Annotated in this window: 26 protein-coding genes; 15 read left to right on the forward strand and 11 right to left on the reverse strand. The window is 60.8% G+C overall.

The window, feature by feature from the left end:
- Positions 1-13: 13 nt before the first annotated feature.
- The 8 genes from K3175_RS03645 to coxB form a co-directional block, all read right to left on the reverse strand.
- Positions 14-613 (reverse strand): SURF1 family protein, encoded by a 600-nt coding sequence (locus K3175_RS03645; RefSeq protein WP_221541981.1) that lies wholly within the window; start codon positions 611-613, stop codon positions 14-16.
- Between the two features lie 71 nt (positions 614-684).
- Complete coding sequence (locus tag K3175_RS03650) at positions 685-1509, reverse strand: cytochrome c oxidase subunit 3 (protein WP_221541982.1); 825 nt, start codon at positions 1507-1509, stop codon at positions 685-687.
- Positions 1510-1586: 77 nt separating this feature from the next.
- Positions 1587-2150 carry a cytochrome c oxidase assembly protein gene (locus tag K3175_RS03655; RefSeq protein ID WP_221541983.1) on the reverse strand — a complete coding sequence of 188 codons (564 nt, stop codon included), beginning with the start codon at positions 2148-2150 and terminating at the stop codon, positions 1587-1589.
- A 123-nt stretch (positions 2151-2273) separates the two neighbouring features.
- Complete coding sequence (locus K3175_RS03660) at positions 2274-3194, reverse strand: heme o synthase (protein WP_221541984.1); 921 nt, start codon at positions 3192-3194, stop codon at positions 2274-2276.
- Between the two features lie 29 nt (positions 3195-3223).
- The gene (locus tag K3175_RS03665) at positions 3224-4048 is read right to left on the reverse strand and encodes a TolB family protein (RefSeq protein ID WP_221541985.1); all 825 of its coding nucleotides are present in this window, start codon (positions 4046-4048) and stop codon (positions 3224-3226) included.
- 67 nt (positions 4049-4115) lie between these two features.
- Entirely contained in the window at positions 4116-5087 is a 972-nt protein-coding gene (locus K3175_RS03670; protein ID WP_247710638.1) for an alpha/beta fold hydrolase, read from the reverse strand.
- 82 nt (positions 5088-5169) lie between these two features.
- Positions 5170-6888: a cytochrome c oxidase subunit I gene (gene ctaD, locus K3175_RS03675; protein ID WP_221541986.1), complete on the reverse strand. Its 1719-nt coding sequence runs from the start codon at positions 6886-6888 to the stop codon at positions 5170-5172.
- Positions 6889-6929: 41 nt separating this feature from the next.
- Entirely contained in the window at positions 6930-8015 is a 1086-nt protein-coding gene (coxB, locus tag K3175_RS03680; RefSeq protein ID WP_247710639.1) for a cytochrome c oxidase subunit II, read from the reverse strand.
- A gap of 213 nt (positions 8016-8228) precedes the next feature.
- Here coxB and pyrE point away from each other — a divergent pair, with 213 nt between their 5' ends.
- The 9 genes from pyrE to K3175_RS03725 are packed head-to-tail and all read left to right on the forward strand — an operon-like array spanning position 8229 to position 14942.
- Positions 8229-8810, forward strand: a complete 582-nt coding sequence (gene pyrE / locus K3175_RS03685) for an orotate phosphoribosyltransferase (protein ID WP_221541987.1) — start codon at positions 8229-8231, stop codon at positions 8808-8810.
- Positions 8807-9871 carry a serine hydrolase domain-containing protein gene (locus K3175_RS03690; protein ID WP_425594823.1) on the forward strand — a complete coding sequence of 355 codons (1065 nt, stop codon included), beginning with the start codon at positions 8807-8809 and terminating at the stop codon, positions 9869-9871. The genes pyrE and K3175_RS03690 overlap by 4 nt, the downstream gene beginning before the upstream one ends.
- Positions 9868-10608: a pyridoxine 5'-phosphate synthase gene (locus K3175_RS03695; RefSeq protein WP_221541989.1), complete on the forward strand. Its 741-nt coding sequence runs from the start codon at positions 9868-9870 to the stop codon at positions 10606-10608. Before K3175_RS03690 ends, K3175_RS03695 begins: the two co-directional genes overlap by 4 nt.
- A 13-nt stretch (positions 10609-10621) precedes the next feature.
- On the forward strand, positions 10622-11023 hold the full coding sequence (acpS, locus tag K3175_RS03700) for a holo-ACP synthase (RefSeq protein WP_221541990.1): 402 nt from the start codon (positions 10622-10624) through the stop codon (positions 11021-11023).
- Positions 11020-11895 (forward strand): signal peptidase I, encoded by an 876-nt coding sequence (gene lepB / locus K3175_RS03705; protein WP_221541991.1) that lies wholly within the window; start codon positions 11020-11022, stop codon positions 11893-11895. The genes acpS and lepB overlap by 4 nt, the downstream gene beginning before the upstream one ends.
- The gene (locus K3175_RS03710; RefSeq protein ID WP_221541992.1) at positions 11892-13037 is read left to right on the forward strand and encodes an AI-2E family transporter; all 1146 of its coding nucleotides are present in this window, start codon (positions 11892-11894) and stop codon (positions 13035-13037) included. The genes lepB and K3175_RS03710 overlap by 4 nt, the downstream gene beginning before the upstream one ends.
- A 1-nt stretch (position 13038) precedes the next feature.
- The gene (locus tag K3175_RS03715) at positions 13039-14319 is read left to right on the forward strand and encodes a DUF3089 domain-containing protein (protein WP_221541993.1); all 1281 of its coding nucleotides are present in this window, start codon (positions 13039-13041) and stop codon (positions 14317-14319) included.
- Positions 14316-14786, forward strand: coding sequence for a Holliday junction resolvase RuvX (gene ruvX / locus K3175_RS03720; protein WP_221541994.1), 471 nt, complete (start codon positions 14316-14318; stop codon positions 14784-14786). Before K3175_RS03715 ends, ruvX begins: the two co-directional genes overlap by 4 nt.
- An 18-nt stretch (positions 14787-14804) precedes the next feature.
- The gene (locus K3175_RS03725) at positions 14805-14942 is read left to right on the forward strand and encodes a hypothetical protein (RefSeq protein WP_221541995.1); all 138 of its coding nucleotides are present in this window, start codon (positions 14805-14807) and stop codon (positions 14940-14942) included.
- Positions 14943-15113: 171 nt separating this feature from the next.
- Here the strand turns inward: K3175_RS03725 and K3175_RS03730 are convergent, their stop codons facing one another.
- Positions 15114-15557 carry an Rrf2 family transcriptional regulator gene (locus K3175_RS03730; RefSeq protein WP_221541996.1) on the reverse strand — a complete coding sequence of 148 codons (444 nt, stop codon included), beginning with the start codon at positions 15555-15557 and terminating at the stop codon, positions 15114-15116.
- Between the two features lie 108 nt (positions 15558-15665).
- Between K3175_RS03730 and K3175_RS03735 the strand changes: the two genes are divergently transcribed.
- The 6 genes from K3175_RS03735 to K3175_RS03760 all read left to right on the forward strand — a co-directional run bounded on the left by K3175_RS03735 (position 15666) and on the right by K3175_RS03760 (position 19346).
- Positions 15666-16565 (forward strand): NAD(P)/FAD-dependent oxidoreductase, encoded by a 900-nt coding sequence (locus K3175_RS03735; RefSeq protein WP_221541997.1) that lies wholly within the window; start codon positions 15666-15668, stop codon positions 16563-16565.
- 198 nt (positions 16566-16763) lie between these two features.
- Positions 16764-17102, forward strand: a complete 339-nt coding sequence (locus tag K3175_RS03740; RefSeq protein WP_221541998.1) for a hypothetical protein — start codon at positions 16764-16766, stop codon at positions 17100-17102.
- A gap of 121 nt (positions 17103-17223) precedes the next feature.
- The gene (locus K3175_RS03745; protein WP_221541999.1) at positions 17224-17541 is read left to right on the forward strand and encodes a hypothetical protein; all 318 of its coding nucleotides are present in this window, start codon (positions 17224-17226) and stop codon (positions 17539-17541) included.
- A gap of 205 nt (positions 17542-17746) precedes the next feature.
- Entirely contained in the window at positions 17747-18319 is a 573-nt protein-coding gene (locus K3175_RS03750) for a hypothetical protein (RefSeq protein WP_221542000.1), read from the forward strand.
- 144 nt (positions 18320-18463) lie between these two features.
- Entirely contained in the window at positions 18464-18931 is a 468-nt protein-coding gene (locus K3175_RS03755; protein WP_221542001.1) for a PaaI family thioesterase, read from the forward strand.
- Positions 18924-19346, forward strand: a complete 423-nt coding sequence (locus tag K3175_RS03760) for a PaaI family thioesterase (RefSeq protein WP_221542002.1) — start codon at positions 18924-18926, stop codon at positions 19344-19346. Before K3175_RS03755 ends, K3175_RS03760 begins: the two co-directional genes overlap by 8 nt.
- Positions 19347-19355: 9 nt before the next feature.
- On the opposite strand, the gene K3175_RS03765 is transcribed toward K3175_RS03760, so the two are convergent.
- Together K3175_RS03765 and K3175_RS03770 are read right to left on the reverse strand one after the other, a co-directional pair.
- A complete protein-coding gene (locus K3175_RS03765) occupies positions 19356-21560 on the reverse strand; it encodes a transglycosylase domain-containing protein (protein WP_221542003.1) in 2205 nt (734 codons plus the stop codon).
- Between the two features lie 50 nt (positions 21561-21610).
- Positions 21611-22603 (reverse strand): AAA family ATPase, encoded by a 993-nt coding sequence (locus tag K3175_RS03770; protein WP_221542004.1) that lies wholly within the window; start codon positions 22601-22603, stop codon positions 21611-21613.
- Between the last annotated feature and the right edge of the window lie 18 nt (positions 22604-22621).

Below are 22621 nucleotides of genomic sequence, written 5' to 3' on the forward strand. Positions count from 1 at the left end.
AGCAAGCCGCTCTTTAATGGTCCCTAGCGCGCGTGCCGCCGCCCTGCGTTCTGCGCCGCAAGGCTAGGATGTAAATTACCAGCGCGGTGATCGCGAAAAAAAACCACTGCCCAGCATAAGCGAGATGATTGTTGGGAATGTCAGCGGGGTCTGGCCGAGCCAAGGGCTCGAGCCCATCGGCCGCAGGATTGGCAACAAGTCGTGCCTCAGTTCCCGCCGGACCTACAATGCCTTGGACTGTCCCGCCGCTCCAATCGACAACCTGGGGCGTTGGCGTCCATCCGAACGCCACTTCCGCTTCTCCGCCACCACCGAGCCGGCACCGCGCCATCTGTGCAATCCCGCTGCGCCCTGCCTCATTATGCCCAGGCGTTGTCCGCTGGGAGAGGACCTCGGCGCAGGTGACGCTGCTGCGGCGATAAAGCGCATTGTCGATGTCTTCCGCCTTACGCGGAAAAGCGACCGGAGTGTCCAAAGTCTGCGCCTGAGCAAACCGGGCCAGCATAGCCTTTTTCTCGTCCATCCGCGCCAATTGCCAGAAGCCGAGCGCAATCATCACGGCAATCGCGGCGCCGACGATGATGGTGGGAATGATGGGAAGACGATTGGCCATTGGTTCCAAACCGAAAGGGGCAGCCACGGGTATACCGGGCTGCCCCAAATTCTATCCGTACTGTTCGGAGATCATCCGTGCGTCGCTGCGCCCCAGCCGCCCCAGACGTAGACGACGGCGAAGAGGAACAGCCACACGACGTCTACGAAGTGCCAGTACCAGGCAGCCGCTTCGAAACCGAAGTGCTGGCGCGGGGTAAAGTGGCCCTTGTAGGTCCGTACGAGGCAGACGATCAGGAAGATCGTGCCCACCAAAACGTGGAAGCCGTGAAACCCGGTCGCCATGTAGAAGGCCGAGCTGTAGGTGTTTCCTCCGAAAGCGAAGGGTGCGTGGGCGTATTCATAAGCCTGGATGCAAGTGAACACCGCGCCCAGGATGATGGTGAGCCAGAGGCCCTTCTTGAGGCCTTCGCGGTCGCCGTGGATCAGAGAATGGTGAGCCCAGGTCACGGTCGTGCCCGAGCACAAAAGGATCAGCGTGTTGAGCAGCGGAAGACCGAAGGGATTGATGACAGCTTCGATCGCTGCGGGCGGAAATTCGCCGCCAATCACTTCGGAAATTTCGGAAGGGAAGAGCGAGAAATCGAACCAGCTCCAGAACCAGCCGACGAAGAACATCACTTCCGACGCGATGAACAGGATCATCCCGTAACGCATGTGCAGCTGGACGATCGGCGTGTGGTCGCCGCGTTCGGCTTCCTTCACGATGTTCGAGAACCAGCTGAAGAATGTGGCGATCAGACCCGCGATACCTAGGCCAAGCACGAGGTGTGCCGAGGGCATTTCGTGCATGTACAGCACCATGCCGCTGGTAAAGATCAGCGCCGAAAACGAACCGATGAACGGCCAGATGTCGGGTTCGAGGATGTGATATTCGTGATTGACGTTACCAGCCATTGTACCTGTGTCCTGGGTTTCGCTTAGCGCAAGGCCCTTAATGCGCGTTTGCCTGCGGGTCTAGGGGCAGAAGGCCCTTATTCCTTCGCTTCGTGGAAAGTGTAGGAAAGGGTGATCTGCTCCACCCCATCCATATTCGGATCATCGAGCGCTTTGGGATCGACGAAATAAAGCACGGGCATGCGAACTTCCTGCCCGGGTTGCAGCGTCTGCTCGGTGAAGCAGAAGCACTGGATCTTGTTGAAATAGGCTCCTGCCTGCTCCGGCTCGACATTGAAGGTCGCCGTGCCGGTAATGGGCCGGTTCGTATTGTTCTTCGCCAGATAGATCGCCATGTCCCGCTGGCCGATGGTCACGGTGTCGGTCACCTGTTCGGGGTGGAAGCTCCAGCCAAGGCCTGGCGCGACATTTCCGTCGAACCGGATCGAAATCTCCTGCCCGCCCGACGATTTTGCAAACCGTTCGGCAATTGCCGCGTCGCTTTCAGTGGCGCGCTGCGTGGTCCCTGCAAATCCGGTAACCTGACAGAACAACTGGTAAAGCGGCACCGCAGCATAACCCAACCCCAGCATCGCCGCAGCACCAACCAACGCCAATAGCGCCGTGCGGTTCTTCCGGGATTCCAAGGTCGCGGTCGTCATAGGGGCCTCACATTCTTACGATGGTGATAGCATAAAACAGCACTGCCATGAACAGCAGGATCCCGCCAAGAACCAGATTGCGGCTCTTCTGCCGACGGCGATATTCTTTCTCTTCTTCGGGCGTCATCCGAAAACTCCGTAATGTGCCGCAAGGCGGTCGACGACGAGCGCCCCGAAAAGCGCAAAGAGGTAGAACACGCTGAATGCGAACAGCCGCTTTTCCTTGATCATCCGGTCGCCTTCGACAGCGGTGCGGAACGCAACAGGCACGCTCATCAGCAGGAAAACCAGCGAGAGCGCGATGGCCGTGACCCCGTAAATAGCGCCCGTCCCGCCGATCAGCCATGGCGCAGCCGCGATGGGCACCAGCAGCACGCAATAGGCGATTATCTGGCGGCGGGTGGATTTTTCACCCTTCACGACCGGCATCATGGGAATACCGACCTTCGCATAATCGCTCTGCACGAAGAGGGCGAGAGCCCAGAAATGTGGCGGCGTCCAGAAGAAGATGATCGCGAACAGCAAGACCGGCATCAGCGTGATATCGCCGGTTACCGCGATCCAGCCGATCATCGGAGGAAAGGCACCCGCCCCGCCGCCGATGACGATATTTTGCGGCGTACGCGGCTTCAGCCAGATCGTGTAGACGACCGCATAATAGACGATGCTGATCGCGAGAATCGCAGCAGCGAGCCAATTCACGCCCAGCCCCATAATCATGACCGAGGCCGCTGACAGCAATATACCGAAATCGCGCGCATCCGTGCGGTTCATGCGGCCCGAGGGAAGCGGACGCTTGGAGGTGCGCTTCATGCCCGCATCGATATCGGCTTCCCACCACTGATTGAGAGCCGCCGCCCCTCCCGCGCCAATGGCGATGCAGAAGATCGCAGTGAAGGCAATCACAGGGTGGATCGAACCGGGCGCGGCCAGCAGACCGCAGAGGCCGGTGAAGATGACCAATGTCATCACGCGCGGCTTGGTAAGCGCGAAGAAATCGCGCCAGTCCGCGGGGAGCTGGGATGATGAGACGGCGTCGGTCATGGGAATCTCGTGATCCCGCCTATAGTCCGTTACGAAGCGCTGTCCAATCCGTCTCGTGACATTCGCATAATCACCATGGTTCCGGTCTCCGCGGACGGACATCTGCTGGAGAAGCTGAAATCCCCATCCGGCAGAAACGCGAGGCCGATTGTGTAGCTGCCGCAACCTATGGCTACGGGCCTTGCCTCGCGCCACTCGCCTCCGACAATTTCCGACCTCCAGACTGCAAAATCTTCCCCCGTTGGCCCGTAGAGACCGCGACTGAACAGCAGCGTTTTCCCATCGGTGGAAAGAGTCGGATCGAATTCGCTGAGCGGTCCGTTGACTGCAGGTCCGAAATTGCGTGGACCTTCGGGATTAGCGGGATCGCCCATGAACAGATCGTGTTTTCCTGCGCCGCCCCAGCCATCCGAAGCGAAAAGCAATTTGCCGTTCGCGAGCGGCCAAGGCGCCCATTCATCGCCTGCGCTGTTGACCGACGGGCCCAGATTTCGTGGCGGGTTGAAGCCAAAGGCGCCCAACCGTTTGGAAACATAGATATCCGTGCCACCCTTCCCGCCGGGACGGTCGGAATGGAAATAAAGCCGTGTTCCGTCCGGCGAAAAGGCCGGGTCGAAATCTTCTCCCGAACCGTTAATGGCGAGGCGTGCGGGCGGCGACCATTGACCATCAGCCGCCCGGTGACGTTCCCAGAGATCCAGACGGCCGCGCCCACTGCGTCCCACCGCTCCCCAGACCTGCTGAAGCCCATCGGGCCGTTCCGCCAGCTTGACCTCCTCGGCCTCTGCTGTGCTGATGACGCCCGGTGCGACGATCTCGGCTTCCTCGTTCAGGAGAGAAGTCTGTGCGGGCATCGAGGGTGCACACGAACCCAGAAAGGCAAAGTATAGCGGAGAAAAGGCGGGGAAGCGTTTCACCCTTTCAGAGCCGGTCGAGCCAGTCGATTAGCAGCCGATTGACTTCGCCCGGCCTCTCCTGCTGGGTCCAGTGCCCGACATTGTCGAGGATATGCCCTTCGACCTTTGGTGCACTCATTTTCATCAGTGCGATCGGGTCGCTGACCGCGCCGAACAGAAATGTCGCGGGATCGCGCGTGCCGCCGACGAAGAGCGCCGACTGTTCGATCTGCTGGCCCTTCCATGCTTGAAGCCATTCGAAGTCCGCGACGTGATTGCGATATCGGTTGAGCGGGCCCCGGAAGCCCGATCGGCGGAATTCGTTTTCATAATAGTCGAGATCAGCTTTACTGAGCCATGGCATCGGCTCGGGATCTGGCAGGCCTTCCAGGAAGGTGGCTCCGTAAGGTTTGCTGAAATAGTCACCGGGAGGAACGTCCCCGCTGATGGAATACATCATGCGCTCCACCCAATCGCGCGGGTCTACTTCCGCTTCGGCCTCAGCGACGCCCGGCTCCTGGAAATATTCCTGATAGAAGAACTTGCCCTGCGAAGTGAAGTGCTGGTGGAAAACCTCGGTGAACGGCCGGCTCGGTACTCCCGCAAAGGGCACAGCCATGCCCGCGACCGCATGAAAGTGTTCGGGGTTGGTAAGCGCCGTATTCCAGACGATCGGCGCGCCCCAGTCATGGCCGACAAGGATTGCAGGCCGGTCTGGCTGAAGTGCCAACTTGAGGCCAACGAGGTCGCCGACGATCCGCTCGAGTGCATAGGCCTCGATGGGGTGAGGCTTGTCTGAACCACCGTAGCCGCGCACGTCGATCGCACAGGCCGTGAAGCCGGCCTCTGCCAGCGGACCCAACTGATGCCGCCAGCTGTACCAGCTTTCGGGAAATCCATGCACCAGAATGACGAGATCGCCGGGGCCATCCCGAGGTCCTTCGATCGCACATCGCAGCTGCACCTCGCCGACATCGATCATTCGCATCTCTGGCATGGTCACTCCCTCATCCGCACAAAAGAAAACGGCCGGCCCCTCATGGGACCGGCCGCTCTGTCTTGTCCAGTCTCGGAAGAGATCAGCCGTGTGCCGGCTTCGCCTCTCCGATGTGGTTGTGGTAATCGTGATGCTCTTCGATCACCGGCAGTTCGCTGAACTGATGGAACGGCGGCGGGCTGGACAGGGTCCATTCCAGCGTCGTCGCGCCTTCGCCCCAATAGTTGGGAGCAGCCTTCTTACCTGCCACGAAGGCATAGATGATGTTGGCGAAGAACAGCAGCATGGAAGCAGCCATGATCTCGTAACCGATCGAGCTGATCTCGTTCCAATAGGCATAGGCTTCCGCATAGTCGGGATAGCGGCGCGGCATGCCCTGCCATCCGAGGAAGTGCTGCGGGAAGAAGATCACGTTCACGCCGACGAAGAAGCCCCAGAAGTGCAGGTGCGCCAGCAGTTCGGAGTGCATGCGGCCGCTCATCTTCGGGAACCAGTAGTAGAACCCGGCGAAGAGCGAGAACACTGCGCCCATCGAAAGCACGTAGTGGAAGTGAGCAACGACGAAGTAAGTATCGTGCACCACATCGTCCACGCCTCCATTGGCGAGATAGACGCCGGTCACACCGCCCACGGTGAAGAGGAAGATGAAGCCCAGCGCCCACACCATGGGAGACTTGAACTCGATCGAACCGCCCCACATCGTCGCGATCCAGCTGAAGATCTTCACGCCGGTCGGAACCGCGATAACCATGGTGGCCGCGGTGAAGTACATCTTCGTATTCACGTCGAGACCCACGGTATACATGTGGTGCGCCCAGACGATGAAGCCGACCACGCCGATCGCGACCATGGCATAAGCCATGCCGAGGTAGCCGAAGACCGGCTTGCGGCTGAAGGTCGCCACGATCTGGCTGATCATGCCGAAACCGGGCAGGATCATGATGTACACTTCGGGGTGACCGAAGAACCAGAACAGATGCTGGTAAAGGATCGGATCGCCGCCGCCGGCCGGATCGAAGAACGTCGTGCCGAAGTTACGGTCCGTGATGAGCATGGTGATTGCAGCGGCGAGCACCGGAAGCGCCAGCAGCAGCAGGAAGGCAGTAACCAGCACCGACCATACGAACAGCGGCATCTTGTGCAGGGTCATGCCCGGCGCACGCATGTTGAAGATGGTGGTGATGAAGTTGGTTGCGCCCAGGATCGAGCCAGCACCGGCAAGGTGCAGAGCGAAAATCGCGAAGTCGACTGCCGGGCCCGAGGATCCGGAGGTCGAGAGCGGAGCATAGACGGTCCAGCCCGTACCTGCGCCCGGTCCCGTGCCGCCCGGCACGAAGAGCGAGAACATCAGCGAGAAGAAGCCCGCTACGGTCAGCCAGAATGAGATGTTGTTCATGCGTGGGAACGCCATGTCAGGCGCACCGATCATGAGCGGCACGAACCAGTTGCCGAAGCCACCGATCATCGCCGGCATGACCATGAAGAAGACCATGATCAGGCCGTGGGCCGTGATGAACACGTTCCACATGTGCAGCGAGGTATCGAAATCGGCGTTTCCGCCCATGAACTCGGCCCAGAACTGGAGGTACTGGATGCCCGGTTCATGCAACTCTGCGCGCATGATACCCGAAATAGCGCCACCGACGATGCCCGCGATGATCGCGAAGATCAGGTAGAGCGTACCGATGTCCTTGTGGTTGGTGGACATGAACCAGCGCGCGAAGAAGCCGGGCTTGTGGTCGGCATGATCGTCGTGCGCGTGGTCGGCGTGGGCCTGGAAGTTATCGGCGGTGGTAGCCATCGGTTGGTCTCTCGGCTTCGTATATTAGAAAAAGCTTACTATTACGCTTCGGTCGGTGCAACCGGTGCCGCACCTGCACCCGGCGCGCCGGGTTCACTGCTTTCGGGTTCCTGCAGCGGAGCGGCAGAAGGATTGGCTTCTACACCTTCTTCTTCCGCACCGGCAATCGTGCCGCCCTGAGCAAGAACCCAGGCATTGTACTGGTCCATCGGCAGAGCTTCCACTGCAATCGGCATATAGCCGTGGCGTGCACCGCACAGTTCCGAACACTGGCCGTAGTATACGCCGGGTTCATCGACCTGGAAGATCTTCTCGTTCAGGCGGCCCGGAACGGCGTCCATCTTGAACCAGAGGCTCGGCACGGCGAACGAGTGGATAACGTCGGCGCCGGTGACCTGCAGGCGGATCGGAACACCAACGGGGACGACCATGCGATTGTCGACCGCAAGCTGGTGCGGTTCGCCGCGGGCATCCGCTTCATCGGCCTCCAGCATGTTCGAAACGATTTCGAAGTCGCCGTTGTCGGGATAGGCATAACCCCAGTACCACTGATAGCCGATCGCTTTGATGGTGATGGCGTCCTTGGGCGGCGTTTCATACTGCTTGGCAATCAGCGTGATCGAAGGGATGGCGATGCCAAGCAGGATAAGCGCGGGAACGACCGTCCAGACAACCTCGACCAGCGTGTTGTGGCTCGTCTTCGACGGTACCGGGTTAGCTTTCCGGCGGAAACGGATGACGACGTAGAGCATCAGCGCAAGCACGAAGGCACAGATCAGCACCATGACCCAGATCAGGCCGGAGTGGAGCGCGTAAGCGAACTCGCCAGTCTGCGAATACTGAGGCTGAATGTCGATGCCGGCATCCACCGGCATCCCCTTGCCTGCGGTCGGCTTCATCGGCGTATACGCTCCGCTGCCCGCTGCTACTGCATCGGGATCGGCCACATCCGCAGCTTCGGCAGGATCGACTGCCTCAAGCGCTGCCGAGGGAGTTTCATCGGGAACAGGGCCGACTAGGTCGCCTTGCTCCAGAGTCGTCTGCGCCAACGCCACCTGTGCGCCAAGCAGCAGCGAAACGGCCATCGCCAGGCTGGCTACGATCCGGTGAAATCCGAGAGTTTTCATTAGGTTGGAACTCTTTCGTGTCGTGTCGTCTGTCGGTATGCGACGCTTTGCGAACTCCGCAAGCACGCAGGTATCCGCCCCTCAAGCGAGGCCCGGTTGCGATGCGCCCTATAGGCAGGGTTTGAGCCAGCCTCAAGCCGCGGCGGGATAAAAATATACATCCTTCTTTGCCTCTTGCGCAAATCGTCGCGAGGCGCTTTGGGTTTTCGCACTATGACAGAAGACGAAATCCTCTCCGAATTCCGCGCCAGCGACGCCCTGCTGCAAGGTCACTTCCTGCTCTCCAGCGGACGCCACAGCGGGCATTATCTACAGTGCGCACGCGTGCTGATGAACGCCGAGCGCGCCGGACGACTCGCCTTTGCGCTTGGCCAGAAGATACCCCGCGACATCCGCAATCAGATAGATGTGGTCGTGAGCCCTGCAATGGGCGGCATCATCATAGGCCAGGAAATGGGACGCGCTCTGGGTAAAGACGCCATGTTCCTCGAACGTCCCGAAGGCACTTTCGAGCTGCGGCGCGGTTTCCGTCTGGAGCCAGGCGCCAAGGTCCTGATGGTGGAAGATGTCGTCACTACCGGTCTCTCCAGCAGGGAAGCCATCGAAGCGGTAAAGCGCGAAGGCGGCGAAGTGATCGCCGAGGTTGCTCTGGTCGATAGAAGCAACGGGTCCGCCGATCCGGGCGTGCCGTTCTTCCCGCTCATTCACATCAATTTCCCGACCTATGCCGAAGACGAGGTGCCAGAGGCGCTGGCAGCCATCGATATCACCAAGCCCGGAAGCCGCAAGGCTTGATCTTTCGCCCCTTTCTCCTTGCCTCCGCGCTCACCCTTCTTGGCGCTTGCGCGTCAGTTGGCGAGGTGCCGGGAGGAGGAGTGGCGGATGGAACAAGCGTGGCTGACACCGCAATTTCCAAGCTGGCGAATGCCAATGGTTTTCGCGGCGAAATCGCCATCTCTTTGGGCGGCGATGAAGACATACAAAGCCGCGCCTTTGGGCCGAGAGCAGCGGATCAACTCTGGCCCTGGGCTTCGGTGACCAAGCAAGTTGTGGCCACATTAGCGATGCAACAGGTTGGCATGGGCAAAATGTCGCTCGACGAACCAGTCGGACGCTACGTCCCTCGTCTCGCAGGCAGCAGCGTCACCTGGCGCGAACTGCTTCAGCATCGGTCCCCCCTTCCCAATCCCGACGAAGCTGGATCATCAGGTGATTGGCCTGCGTTCTACACTAGCGACCTTCCCTCGACTCTGGATTGGTGTACGAACACGTTGGGCGAGCCTCTTGAGACGGGCTACAGCTATAACAATTGCGATTACATCGTGCTTGGTGCCGCCCTTGAGATGGTAACGGGGCATTCTCTCGAGAAACTCGTCTCCGACATGATCGCGGGCCCGGCCGGATTAACGGGAACGCGCTTTCTGGGCGGCGGCGGCACGCTTGAATTTGCAGGTTCTGACGAACTTTATCGAAAGATCCTTCCTCGCTACGGCGCGGCGGGCGGCTTGGTCGGGCCGCTTTCGGATATGGTCAGATTTGACCGGGCCCTGCTCGCCAAACGTCTCCTCAGCGACGAACCATTGCAAGCGATGTGGACCGGTGATCCGGCGCTTGGGTACATGGCTCTGGGCCAATGGGCATTCGCCGCGCCTCTCGCCGGCTGTAGCGGCGATGTCCGCATTGTCGAGCGCCGCGGTGCCATCGGCAAATATCAGATTCGCAATCTCATCCTGCCCGACAGCGGCATCATCGTCGCAATGGCCACAGAGCAAGGCGAAGATATCTTCTCCTTCGGCGAAGTGTGGTCCGGGAACGGCTTTACCTTCGACATATTGAGCGCAGTTGCATGTCAATGACCCCTCCCCTCCGCCTGGGCGTGAACATCGATCACGTCGCCACCATTCGCAATGCGCGCGGTGGCGACCATCCCGATCCGGTTCGCGCTGCGCAAATCGTGGCGAGTGTCGGCGGCGACGGTATCACTGCCCATCTACGCGAGGATCGCCGCCATATCAGGGATGCCGATCTGCGGCGTATTCAGGAAGCGACCGACCTGCCGCTCAATCTCGAGATGGCTGCGACGGAAGAAATGCTGGAAATCGCGCTGCGACATGCGCCGCATGCAGCCTGTATCGTGCCGGAAAAGCGCGAGGAACGCACGACCGAAGGCGGGCTCGATGCGGCAGGGCTGCACAATACGCTGACGCCGATCGTCGCCAAATTGCGCGACGCAGGCATTCGGGTCTCGCTGTTTATCGAGGCGACAGAGCGGCAACTCGACGCTGCCCTGCGGCTGGGTGTGCCGGTGGTGGAATTCCACACGGGAGAGTATGCCCACGCCCACCTGGACGGCGATAACGAAAGGATGGCCCAGGAGCTCAAGCGCGTCGCCGACATGGCCGCCCTGGCTGCAAAGAACGGCATCGAGCCGCATGCTGGCCATGGGCTCACCTATGAAAACGTGCAGCCGATTGCCGCCATTCCGCAGCTCGCCGAACTGAACATCGGCCACTATCTCGTTGGAGAAGCTGTGTTTGTTGGCTTGGAGCAGGCGGTGCGCCACATGCGCGAATTGATGGACGAGGCCAGATGAGAGGAACGCTCAGATGATCATCGGCATGGGCAACGATCTGACCAATATGGACCGCATCGCTAATTCGCTGGAACGCTGGGGCGAGAAATTCGAGCAGCGGTGTTTTACCGATGTCGAGCGTGCCAAGGCGGACAAGCGTCCCTTCACCCGGGTCGGCACTTTCGCCAAGCGCTGGGCGGCGAAAGAAGCCTTTGCGAAGGCGGTCGGGACAGGGTTCTCGCAAGGCGTATTTCACAAGGACATCGGCGTAGTAAATGCCCCATCTGGCGCGCCGACACTTCATCTGACTGGCGGCGCGGCGGAAAGGCTTGCCGAAATGGTGCCGCAGGGCCATGAGGCGCGCATTCATCTAACTCTCACCGATGATCATCCATGGGCACAGGCATTCGTGATCATCGAAGCCCTTCCCGAATGAGTGCAGATACCGCCGCAGTGACCGACAAGACCAAGAAGAACAAGCAGCACGACAAGCGCGTCGACTGGATCGCAGAAATTCGCGGCCTGGCCTTGATGTTGCTGGCAGTTTTCGCGTTTCACAGCTTTATCGCCAAGCCTTTCTACATTCCATCGGAATCGATGCTGCCGAACCTGCTTGTCGGCGACCGGTTGGTGGTCAGCAAATATCCCTATGGATGGAACTGGTCTTCGATCAGTTTTCATCTTGCGCCGCGCGGCGATTGGCGGCTGTTCGCCTCTACGCCCGAATATGGCGATATCGTGATCCCGGTTCATCCCGAGCGGGATGAGGATTACATCAAGCGGGTTGTCGCCCTGCCCGGCGACCGTATTGCTGTCCAGAACGGCCAGATCATTCTCAATGGCAATCCGATCCAGCAGGAAGCAGAGCCCCCGCTCGACCTCCCTGTCGACGAGAATTCGCGCTGCTACGGTTTTGGCGATCCCACCTTCCTGGTGAATAACGACGATGGAACGCCGGTTTGCCGGGTTCCGGTGTACCGGGAAACCCTGCCCAATGGGGCGACCTACCTGATCATCGACCACCTCAATCAGCCGCTCGACAACTTCGCCGAGATCACCGTTCCGGACGATGCTGTATTCGTAATGGGCGACAACCGCGACCATTCGGCCGACAGTCGCGAACTCAACTCCTCGCGGGGCCTGCTGGGGCCGGTTCCGCTGACCAATATCGGCGGTCGGGCGGAATTCATCACATTCTCGCTCGATGGCACGACCACGCTAAACCCCATCTCCTGGTTTACGAGCTTGCGTGAAGGCCGTGCCTGGACCACGCTCCGCCCGGCGCAGACAGGGAACCGCACGGAATGACTGATAAATCGTCGGAGACTGCAAACGAGCAGGTCGATACGAGCGACCTTGCCTATCACGACGATCCGGGCGCAAGCCCGACCTATATCGGCGATCCGAAGCTGCGGTTCGAAGCTGGCCGCGCGCTCGTCTGGGGGCTTGTCATCGGGCTGATCGTACTGGTGATCCACATCTCCCAGTCGCTGCTGGTGATTTTCGGCGCCATGGTCTTTGCCTGCATGGTCGACGGCGGGGCGCGCCTCTTGGCCAAGGTCATTCCTGTCGGGCGCGGCTTGCGGGTAGCCATCGTGCTGCTGCTGGTGACGGCATTCTTTATCTGGCTGGGATATTTCGCCGGATCGCAGATCTCGCAGCAGGCCGCCCAATTCCCGTCGATCATCAATGAGCAACTCGGGCGGCTGATCGGCTTCCTCCAGTCGAAGGGCTTTGCCATCCGGTCCGGCGACATCCAGAGTTTCGCTGGCAGCATGGCGAGCGGTGTGGGCACGGTAACCAAGGCGATCGGCGGCATTTTCGGCGGACTTACCACGCTGTTTCTGATCATAATTATCGGCATTTACCTCGCAATCGACCCACGCATTTACGAGCGCGGCGTCGCGTGGATCGTGCCCGCGAGCCAGCGAGGCGGGTTCTACGACACGCTGAGCCACCAGGCGTATACGCTGCGGCGCCTGATGGCCGGACGACTGGTGGGCATGGCCTTCGAGGGATTCTTTACCTGGATCATGCTCGCATTCGGCGGGATGGTGATCGGGATCGGCTCGGTGCCGATGGCGGCTTTGCTGGGTTTGCTGACCGGCCTTTTGGCCTTCATCCCGAACATCGGCGCCATTATTTCAGGAATTCTGATGGTCCTCGTCGGTTTCTCCGGCGGGCCCGACATGGGGCTCTATACGATCTTCGTCTATTTCCTCGTCCAGAACTTCGACGGCTATGTGCTGGTGCCCATGATCGCCAAGAAAACCGTCGATCTCGCGCCCGCGCTGGTGCTTTCGGCGCAGCTGATTTTCGGGGTGCTGTTCGGCCTGCTGGGGCTGGCGCTGGCGGATCCGTTGCTGGCGATGATAAAGGTGGCGCTCGAACGGCGGTCTGCGCGCCGCAAGGGAGATGTCGAACCCCACGCCGCGCCGGAAGCTGCCTGACATGGTCCGCAAGTTTCTTTTCATCGTCGCATTGCTCATCGTGATCGTCATCGGCGGCGCTATCGCGCTGTCGATTTGGTCGCGCGAAGCCACTGAAATCGCTTTTGTTCCTCGCGGAGACTTCGTCGAGCAGGAGGCGCTGGCCGCCAATGCCTATGAAGATCCGGAGATGTGGTATTCGCGGCCCGGCCTGGGGACGAGCGACCCGTCGCGGTACCAGCCGGCCATCGCCCAGCCTGCCGAAAACGGGGCGGCCGATGCAACCAATCCGACCGCCGAGGACACCCCAAATCGTTCCGGAATTGGCTCCGAACGCCCTCTTGATCGGGCCGCCGACGCCCGAACAACGGGTTCCGTCACCGGAGAAGCCGCCAATCCGGCCGCAATCCCCGATTTCGCCGTCTTCTTCGTTCCGCCGACCAGTTTCCTGAAGGCCGGAGGCACCGCCTGGAACGCCACGCTGGACGATGCGGCGACCAACAGCCGCGCGCGGACCTTCCTGCGCGGGCTGGCCAGCCCCTTCAACCGGGCCGATGAAATCTGGGCGCCGAAATACCGCCAGGCGGCAGCCGGGGCCTTCCTGACCGACCGGCCCGAGGCGCAGCAGGCGATCGACGCGGCCTATGCCGATGTGGCGCAGGCGTTCGACTATTTCCTCGACAGCGTCGATCCCGATAAACCCATCGTGCTGGCCGGCCACAGCCAGGGCGCGATCCATATCCTGCGCCTGCTGATCGACCGGGCCGAAGCGCGCGGGCTGAGCGACCGGATCGCCGCGGTCTATGCCATCGGCTGGCCGATCTCGATCGAACACGATCTGCCCGCCCTGCCCCTCCCGGCCTGCGCCGCGCCCGCCCAGACCGGCTGCCTGATCGCCTATTCCGCCTTCAGCGACGACGGCGATGCCGATCTGTTCGAAAGCCGGTACCAGGCCACCCCGGGCTTCGACGGACAGCCGCGCGGCGACGGGCCGATCCTGTGCGTCAATCCGCTGACCGGGGCGACCGGCGGCTCGGCCCCGGCAGAGGCCAATCTCGGCACGCTCAAACCCAGCGCCGACCTGCGCTCGGGCGAGCTCATCGTGGGCGCCATTCCCGCCCGCTGCGACGAGCGCGGCCTGCTGCTGATCGGCGATCCGCCCGATCTTGGCCCCGGCGTGCTGCCTGGCGGCAATTACCACGTCTACGACATCCCGCTGTTCTGGAAGAATCTGCAGGAAGACGTGCTGCGCCGGGTCCGCGCGCTGGCTGCATCGGCCACGCCGGCTCCCTCCGAAGCGTGATTACCGCCAACGCGCTGGAATATGGCGATGCGCTGCCCGAAGGCGGCGCGCTGCTGGGCCTCGATCTCGGCACCAAGACCATCGGAGTGGCGGTGTGCGACGCCGGCTGGCGCTATGCCACGGCGGGCAAGACCGTGCCGCGCAGCAAGTTCACCAAGGATGCGGGCAAGCTGAAGGAGATCGTCGCCGCGCGGAATATCAAGGGTATCGTGATCGGCCTGCCGCTCAACATGGACGGCAGCGAGGGCCCGCGCGCGCAGGCGAGCCGCGCCTATGCCCGAAATCTTTCCCAGACGCTTGAACTTCCCATCCTTCTATGGGACGAAAGGTGGTCGACCTCGAGCGCGCTGAGCGCCATGATCGGCCAGGACATGAGCCGTGCCAAGAGGGCAGAGAAGGTCGACAGCCACGCCGCTGCGATCATTCTGCAGGGTGCGATAGACGCTTTGGCAGGCGGCGGTTTTTGATGGGGAGCAAAAACGGATATGAGTTTTCTGAAAGTCTTCGAACAGCCAGACAACTGCGCTGACCAGACAGGCGGTTTCCTGTCGGCAGCGGGACGCGCGGTGGCCTTCTGCGTGCTGGTGATCCTGTTCATGCTGACCGTCTACACGCTCTGGTAGGACGCTGGCGGGAGAAGGCCGCACCTAGGCCGTTACGGAAACACCTCGGCTTTCCGCATTCCTGAGTTTTTATCTGCAGCGGTCGGTTTCGAGGAGTGGCTCGAAAACCGGTTCGGGCAACCGCTGCCGCTTAAAGTGCCCCGTCAAAGGCGCCTTTCCGGAAGCACTTCGCTAGCTCGCCCGATTGTCAGGCGGCAGCTCCCCGAAACGCTGGTCGAAGTCAGCCGCGATATCGGCCAGCGAGACATCGGCCAGGCGTTCCAGCAACAATGCCTCCGCCTCGCGCAGCGCACTCTCCAGTGAGCGGTTGACGGCCTGTTCCACCAGACACGCAGGGTCAGGATCGGCGGGGCCGAGCGCAAAAATCCGGTTCTCCCCCAGCGCGCGATGCACATCGAGCATCGTGATCTCGTGCAGCTTGCATGTCAGCGACCAGCCTCCCCCATGGCCCTTGACCGAGCGCACGTAACCGGCATCGCGAAGCCCTGCCATCGTCCGCCGGATCACGACCGGATTGGTGCCCAGCATCACCGCAGCCGCATCGGACGTCAAAGGACCGTCCATCCGGCCCATGTGGATCAGCAAGTGAAGCATTCGGGAAAGGCGCGCGTCCAAATTTTCGAACTCCGATCAAGGACCATTGTGATATCATGTCACATTCGATGTTGCAAAAGATCCGAAAGCCTCTCATGTAACAGGTAATGTTATGTGAAAGGTGACGACATGTACGATGTGATTGTGGTGGGCGGCAGTTTTGCGGGAATGTCGGCTGCGATGCAGCTGGCGCGGGCGCGGCAGAAGGTGCTCGTGATCGATGCGGGGATGCCCCGTAACCGCTTTGCAGACGAAGCCCACGGCTTTCTGGGACAGGATGGCCGGGCGCCTGCAGCGATCATCCGCGATGCCCGTGCTCAATTGCTGCGCTATCCCAGTGCCGAGGTTACGTCGGGCGAGGCCATCGCTGCCCGTGCCGACGGCGATGGATTCGCAATCGAACTAGCGGGCGGCAGCGAACACCGCGCCAGGCGTCTCGTCTTGGCAACCGGCGTCGCGGACGAATTGCCGCCGATACCGGGCATGAGCGAGCGCTGGGGAGAAACCGTGCTCCATTGTCCTTACTGTCACGGATACGAAATGCGGGACCTGCCGCTCGGCGTGATCGCGGCCCATCCGATGTCCGCGCATCAGGCCGTCCTGATCCCCGACTGGGGGCCGACCACCTATTTCACCCAGGGAGAATTCGAGCCCGAACCGGCCGAGATCCACGCCTTTGCCGCACGCGGCATCACCATCGAGCGTACTCCTGTGGTGGAGCTGATGGGCGAAGCGCCCGTCCTCGACGGCGTCCGCCTCGCGGATGGACGGTTCGTGGAAGTAGCGGCCGTGTTTACCGCGCCGCGAACCAGACCCGCCACGCCGCTCGCCGCGATGCTCGGATGCGAGCACGAGGATGGACCAACCGGACCTTACGTCAAGGTCGACCAGTGGGGCGCAACATCGGTCGATGGAGTGTGGGCGGCGGGCGATGGCGCCACGCCGATGCACAACGCCACACTTGCCTCCGCAGCAGGCGTTCTGGCGGGCATAGGAGCGCATCAGGCCTCCGTCAGAGCGGCGTCGTGAGCCTAATCGACTTTGCTCAGCCCGCCATGGCAGTTCAAGCGGAAATAGAAACCGAGCAATGGAGAATCGTTGAGTAGTTCTTGAGTCCAATCACGCAATCATCGGCGAAGCTGGGCTGCAGCGCTAATTCGATCTTTTTATAATAGAAATTCAATCTAATTGGTCTTCAATCCCCAGGACCGCCAAAAGAGATTGATTATGTTGGACCTTACCTTTCCGATATCTTGCTCCGACGAGCAAATCGAAAGCCTATATGTGCTCTTCGTGGAATCGCATCCTGTCATGGCTAGGAAATGGGCCGACAATTTCATCCGCAATCTTAACAAACCCACCAAAGAGATATCTTTGGAATATGATCCATTCGCCGAAGAATTACGGCGGACAATAGATAAATTTCTGGAAGAAAATTCGGATATTAGCGATTCTGATGGCAGGTCTACTGCGATGATGGATATGGCGGGATTCCTATGGAACAAAATTCGTGCTGAACATGAACAATCGAGCGGGTCGGAAAAGCAGCGGAGGATCGTTGAGTAGTTCTTGAGTCCAATCACGCAATGATCGGCGAAGCTGGGATGCAGCGCTAATTCGATCTTTTTATAATAGAAATTCAATCTATTTCGTCTTCGATCCCCAGGACCGCCAAAAGAGATTGATTATGTTGGATCTTACTTTTCCGATATCTTGCTCCGACGAGCAAATCGAAAGTCTATATATGCTTTTCGTGGAAACGCATCCGGTTATAGCGAAGAAATGGGCCGACAATCTGATCCACACGCTTAACAATCCCACCAAAGAAATATCTTTGGAATATGATCCATTCGCCGAAGAATTACGGCGGACGATAGATAAATTTCTGAAAGAAAATTCGGATATTAGCGACTCTTCGGGAAGGTCTTCTGCGATGGTGAAGATGGCCGTATTTCTATGGAACAAAATTCGCGCTGAACGTGAACAATCGAGCGGGTCGGAATGAAAAATGTTTTATACTTGTACAACATCCTGCTTTTCACGCCTATTGATCGGCTTGGAATCAAAGAAGGAATAAACGGCTCTACTCCCGAGAGCGCTTCTTGATATTTTGAAGAATTTCCGACTGTCGAAAGGCAAAAATTGTATTTGTGGGGAAAGGGGTCTGCTGAAGATCCCATTGCCGATATTGACCTTAGCGCTATTATTACATGATGATTGATATTCCGCCCGAACCTTCGACGATCCAAGAACGGATAATCGAGCAACGATTGCTCGATTGCGGCCTCGATCGGCGTGGGTTCACGGTCTCATACGAAGACTATCTCCAGAGCATCCAGGTTGCGATTGCACCAAACTCTGGAGCGACTTCTGAAAATTTTGCGTGCATCAAAAAGGCTGCGGGCGACGAGATCGTCACGTTTCAGGATCGTGCCATGTTCGCCGCTTATACGAACTTCGTCTCGCAGCTGGCTCGACCTGAAATGCTGGCGATGATGGAGGCTCGATTGAACGAGGCCGGGCTGCTGGAAGGCTTTCCAGACCGTGAAGACTTCGGTTCGCTGGCAGAATACGCCGCGGCGCTGGAGGTACATGCCGGCATCGAGCCGCGATCGGCGCTGCGTGTTTCAGGCGACACCATTGTTTTCGACCAGCCAGATGATCCGTCGGACGATGAAGACGCCGATGAGCGATACTCAAATCTTTTCGCGGTAATCTCCTATGCGACCACGCGAGATCGCCTGAGCTTTGGCTTCACGGGAAACGCGGAGATCGCAGACTAGCGGAAGTTAGAGACGGTCTAGGGGGCGCGTGCTAACCCCAATCGGACCCAAAAAGCTCTCATTTGAGGTTGGACAAGAAGCGCCGAATGCCGCAGAGCTTCCGGCCTGATAGGACATGGGTTTGCCAACGCAAGTGACTGAAAAATGAATGATAGCGTGAACCAGCCCAAGTTCGATCCCGTCACGGCGACCCCGTTCCTGACCAGCCGCGGGCATCCCGGCTGGCTGGGCATGCGCTATGCCGATCATGGGGAGGACTGGGTCGAGCTGGAGCTGCCCTGGCGCGAGGATCTGCTGGGCGAGGAAGGGCAGCAGGTGCTGGCATCCGGTCCGATCCTGAGCCTGATGGACATGGCCAGCGGGATTGCGATCTGGAAGGCGATGGACCGCTTCGAACCCATCGCCACGCTGGATCTGCGGGTGGATTACGTGCGCCCTGCCCGCGCCGGTGCGGCGGTGTTCGGCCGCTCGCAATGCTATCGGATAACGCGCAGCGCGGCCTTCGTCCGCGGGCTGGCGCATGACGGCGATGCCGACGATCCGGTGGCTCATATCCAGGGCGTCTTCATGAAGATCAGCGCCAATGTGAAGCGGGAGGTGCCCCGTGGCTGAGGCGAAGGACCATCCCGATATCGAGCTGCTGACGCCCTATGCAAGGTCGCTGGGCATCAAGCTGTCCGAGTGGGAAGACGATGCCCCGGTGATGACGGTGGAATTCGTGGAGGCGGTCGAGGGCCGGCCAGAGCATTTCCATGGCGGCGCGACCGGTGGGCTGCTGGAGACGGCTGGCTATGCCGCGCTGCGCACCGAGCTGGCGCGGATCGGGCGCGATGCGGTGCTCAAACCCATCAACATCACCGTGCAATATCTCGCCGCGGGCAAGAGCCAGGCGAGCTTTGCCAAGGGCCGCATAACCAAGCTGGGGCGCCGCAGCGCCAATCTGACGGTCGAGGCGTGGCAGGACGACCGGTCGCGCCCCATCGCCACGGCAGTCATGAATGTGCTGATGGCCGAGCCTGAGGGCTGATGCTGGGGGCTAATTGCCCTCGGTAAGCTCGCGATCGAATTCGCGCCGGACATCTTCATAGCGCTGTTCGGCCTGCTCGCGCCGTTGTTCTGCGGCGCGGCGGGCTTCCTCGATCGCCTGTTCATCGACTCCGATGCCGTTTTCGCCCACGCGGATATCCACCGGCACGCCGTCGATCTCGGTCGAGAAGACGGCTTCGCCATTGCGGATGCGGACGCGCGAATTGCCGTCGCCGATGGGGATATCGCCAAGATCGGGCACGTCGAGCGGTTCGACCGGGCCGCCCGGATCGGGCAGATCGGTCGGTGCGGGGCGGCTGGGGGCAGCGCTGGTGCCTAAGGCCTGGCTCATGAAATCGCGCCAGATGCGTGCAGGCATGCCGCCGCCCGACACGCCCTTGAGCGGGGTGTTGTCGTCGTTGCCGATCCACACGCCGACGACCAGATCCCCGGCATAGCCGACAAACACCGCATCGCGGTTGTTCTGGGTGGTGCCGGTCTTGCCGAAAGCGGGCATGGACAGCTTCGCGCTGCGCCCGGTGCCGCTATCGATCACGCCGCCCAGCAATTGCTCCATCTTGCGCGCGGTCGAGCCCGGCAGGCTGGAGGGGCCATCGACCATGCGTTCGAGCCAGCCGCGTTCGGGCACGGCGAAGGCGCGCGGTTCGACCGGGAAGGCATTGCCTGCCACCCCGGCATAGGCCGCGGTGAGTTCGAGCAGGCTCATGGTGGAGGTGCCTAGCGCCATGCTGGGATCGCCCTTGGTCAGCGGCGATGTGACGCCCAGATCGCGCGCGGTCTCGATCACCTTGGCGCTGCCCACTTCGCCGAACAGGCGCACGGCGGCGACATTGCTCGACTGCGCGAAGGCTTGTTGCAGCGTCAGGCTGTCGGAATAGCGCCCGCCCGAATTTTCCGGGCGATAGCCGCCCTGTTCGATCCGGCGGTTGCTGATCGTATCATCAGGGTCCCAGCCATCGCGCAGCGCGGCGAGATAGACGAACAGCTTGAAGGTCGATCCCGGCTGGCGCTTGGCCTGCGTGGCGCGGTTGAAGGGCGATTTTTCGTAATCCTTGCCGCCGATCATGGCGACGACCTCGCCATTGGTGCGCATCGCCACCAGCGCCACCTGCGCATTGCCCAGCGGGGCGCGGCTGGTGACGCGTCGGGCGATGTTCTGCAGTCGCGCATCGAGCGTGGTGGTCAGCGCCTGGCGCGAATAGCCGGTTTCCGACAGCTTGCGCGCCTCGGGCAGCGCCCAGTCGGCGAAATAGGTGCCGGTGGGCAGATCGCTTTTCAGCCGCACGTCGAGCGCGGGCGGGCGCATGGCCCTGGCTTCCGCTTCGGTGATGTAGCCTGCCGCGACCATGGACTGGACCACCAGCTGCATGCGCTTTTCCGCGCGGTCATAATGGCGGGTGGGCGCATAGGCGCTGGGCGCCTGCAACAGGCCCGCCAGCATGGCCGCCTGATTGGGCAGCAGGTTTTCCGGCTTGCGGTAGAAATAGTGCAGGCTGGCCGCGCGCAGGCCGTACACATTGTCGCCGAAATAGGCGTTGGACAGATAGCGTTCGAGAATCTCGTCCTTGGTCAGCCGCGCTTCGAGCCAGAAGGCGATCAGCGCCTCGCGCGCCTTGCGCGACAGGCTGCGTTCGGGCGTCAGGAAGGTGAATTTCGCCAGCTGCTGGGTGATGGTGGAGCCGCCGCCCGTGCCGGTGAAGGCCGCACGGGCAATCCCGCGCGGATCGACGCCCCAGTGATCGTAGAACCGCCGATCCTCGATGGCGAGGAAGGCTTCGACCACATGCGGCGGCAGCGTGTCGATATCCACCGGTTCGTCCACGATGGCCCCGTTGCGGGCGATGGGCGTGCCGTCGGATGCCAGCAGCGTGATCTGCGGCGCGGCAATCGGTTCGAGCGACTTGTTGAGCGGCGCAGTGACCGCCAGCCAGGCCACCAGCACCATGAACAGGGCGACCAGCGCGGCCAGGATGCGGACGATCCACCAGCGCTTGCGGCGGCCCAGCCAATGGTCGCGCTGCCACCATTTGAGCCGCCGGCGTTCCTCGGCGGCGACGGCGTGGTCGAGATCGTCGAGCCGGTCGTCCCACGCATCGTCATCGTCCCAGTCGTCGCTGAGCGCGTAATAGCCCCGGTGCGCGGGCGGCTCCGGCTCGGTACGCTCTTTGCGGAAGATGGAATCAATCAAGGCCATGGCTTCACTGTGCTATATTAATAACACAGTTATGCATAGTGGCAGCAGGATTAACTCTTCCCAACGACGCTTTCGGGCAGATCGTCACCGAAGACGCGCTGGTAATATTCGGCCACCAGCATCCGCTCTTCCTCGTCGCATTTGTTGAGGAAGGAGAGGCGGAAGGCGAAGCCCACGTCCTTGAAGATGGCATAGTTCTGCGCCCAGGTGATGACGGTCCGCGGGCTCATCACCGTGCTGATATCGCCGTTTATGAAGCCCTGGCGCGAAAGATCGGCCACCTTGATCATGTCGGCCAGGATCTTGGGATCGGTATCCGGGTTCTTAGCCTCGGTGATCTTCTGCTCGGTCTCGGCAGGCAGATAGTTCAGCGCGGTGACGATGTTCCAGCGGTCCATCTGGCCCTGGTTGATCGCCTGGGTGCCGTGATAGAGTCCGCTCGTATCGCCCAGCCCGACGGTGTTGGCCGTGGCGAAAAGGCGGAAATTGGCATCGGGACGGATCACGCGGTTCTGGTCGAGCAGGGTCAGCTTGCCCTGCTGTTCAAGCACGCGCTGGATCACGAACATAACGTCGGGGCGGCCCGCGTCATATTCGTCGAACACCAATGCGACCGGGTGCTGGAGCGCCCAGGGCAGCAGGCCTTCGCGGAATTCGGTGACCTGCAAGCCGTCGCGCAGCACAATGGCATCGCGGCCGACGAGGTCGATCCGGCTGATGTGGGCATCGAGGTTGATGCGGATGCACGGCCAGTTGAGGCGCGCGGCGACCTGTTCGATATGGGTCGACTTGCCCGTGCCGTGATAGCCCTGGACCATCACTCGGCGATCATGCGCGAAACCGGCCAGGATGGCGAGCGTGGTGTCGGCATCGAAGACATAGGCGTCGTCGAGGTCAGGCGTGCGCGGATCGGGTTTGGAAAAGGCGGGTACCTTCCAGTCGATATCGATCCCGAAAGTCTCGCGCACATCGACCTCGATGTCTGGCGCGGGCAGGACGGTCTTTTCGGAAGGTTCGAAGCTCTTGTCGGTCATATCGTTCATCGCTCAAGCGACCTAGGC

It is taken from the genome of Qipengyuania aestuarii (assembly GCF_019711535.1).
Taxonomy (GTDB): Bacteria; Pseudomonadota; Alphaproteobacteria; order Sphingomonadales; family Sphingomonadaceae; genus Qipengyuania; species Qipengyuania aestuarii.

Excerpts from the sequence above, each read along its gene's own strand:
- K3175_RS03645 (WP_221541981.1), bottom strand. The coding sequence starts at position 613 with ATGGCCAATCGTCTTCCCATCATTCCCACCATCATCGTCGGCGCCGCG.
- K3175_RS03650 (WP_221541982.1), bottom strand. The coding sequence starts at position 1,509 with ATGGCTGGTAACGTCAATCACGAATATCACATCCTCGAACCCGACATC.
- K3175_RS03655 (WP_221541983.1), bottom strand. The coding sequence starts at position 2,150 with ATGACGACCGCGACCTTGGAATCCCGGAAGAACCGCACGGCGCTATTG.
- K3175_RS03660 (WP_221541984.1), bottom strand. The coding sequence starts at position 3,194 with ATGACCGACGCCGTCTCATCATCCCAGCTCCCCGCGGACTGGCGCGAT.
- K3175_RS03665 (WP_221541985.1), bottom strand. The coding sequence starts at position 4,048 with ATGCCCGCACAGACTTCTCTCCTGAACGAGGAAGCCGAGATCGTCGCA.
- K3175_RS03670 (WP_247710638.1), bottom strand. The coding sequence starts at position 5,087 with ATGCCAGAGATGCGAATGATCGATGTCGGCGAGGTGCAGCTGCGATGT.
- ctaD (WP_221541986.1), bottom strand. The coding sequence starts at position 6,888 with ATGGCTACCACCGCCGATAACTTCCAGGCCCACGCCGACCACGCGCAC.
- coxB (WP_247710639.1), bottom strand. The coding sequence starts at position 8,015 with ATGAAAACTCTCGGATTTCACCGGATCGTAGCCAGCCTGGCGATGGCC.
- pyrE (WP_221541987.1), top strand. The coding sequence starts at position 8,229 with ATGACAGAAGACGAAATCCTCTCCGAATTCCGCGCCAGCGACGCCCTG.
- K3175_RS03695 (WP_221541989.1), top strand. The coding sequence starts at position 9,868 with ATGACCCCTCCCCTCCGCCTGGGCGTGAACATCGATCACGTCGCCACC.
- acpS (WP_221541990.1), top strand. The coding sequence starts at position 10,622 with ATGATCATCGGCATGGGCAACGATCTGACCAATATGGACCGCATCGCT.
- lepB (WP_221541991.1), top strand. The coding sequence starts at position 11,020 with ATGAGTGCAGATACCGCCGCAGTGACCGACAAGACCAAGAAGAACAAG.
- K3175_RS03710 (WP_221541992.1), top strand. The coding sequence starts at position 11,892 with ATGACTGATAAATCGTCGGAGACTGCAAACGAGCAGGTCGATACGAGC.
- K3175_RS03715 (WP_221541993.1), top strand. The coding sequence starts at position 13,039 with ATGGTCCGCAAGTTTCTTTTCATCGTCGCATTGCTCATCGTGATCGTC.
- K3175_RS03725 (WP_221541995.1), top strand. The coding sequence starts at position 14,805 with ATGAGTTTTCTGAAAGTCTTCGAACAGCCAGACAACTGCGCTGACCAG.
- K3175_RS03735 (WP_221541997.1), top strand. The coding sequence starts at position 15,666 with ATGTACGATGTGATTGTGGTGGGCGGCAGTTTTGCGGGAATGTCGGCT.
- K3175_RS03740 (WP_221541998.1), top strand. The coding sequence starts at position 16,764 with ATGTTGGACCTTACCTTTCCGATATCTTGCTCCGACGAGCAAATCGAA.
- K3175_RS03745 (WP_221541999.1), top strand. The coding sequence starts at position 17,224 with ATGTTGGATCTTACTTTTCCGATATCTTGCTCCGACGAGCAAATCGAA.
- K3175_RS03750 (WP_221542000.1), top strand. The coding sequence starts at position 17,747 with ATGATGATTGATATTCCGCCCGAACCTTCGACGATCCAAGAACGGATA.
- K3175_RS03755 (WP_221542001.1), top strand. The coding sequence starts at position 18,464 with ATGAATGATAGCGTGAACCAGCCCAAGTTCGATCCCGTCACGGCGACC.
- K3175_RS03765 (WP_221542003.1), bottom strand. The coding sequence starts at position 21,560 with ATGGCCTTGATTGATTCCATCTTCCGCAAAGAGCGTACCGAGCCGGAG.
- K3175_RS03770 (WP_221542004.1), bottom strand. The coding sequence starts at position 22,603 with ATGAACGATATGACCGACAAGAGCTTCGAACCTTCCGAAAAGACCGTC.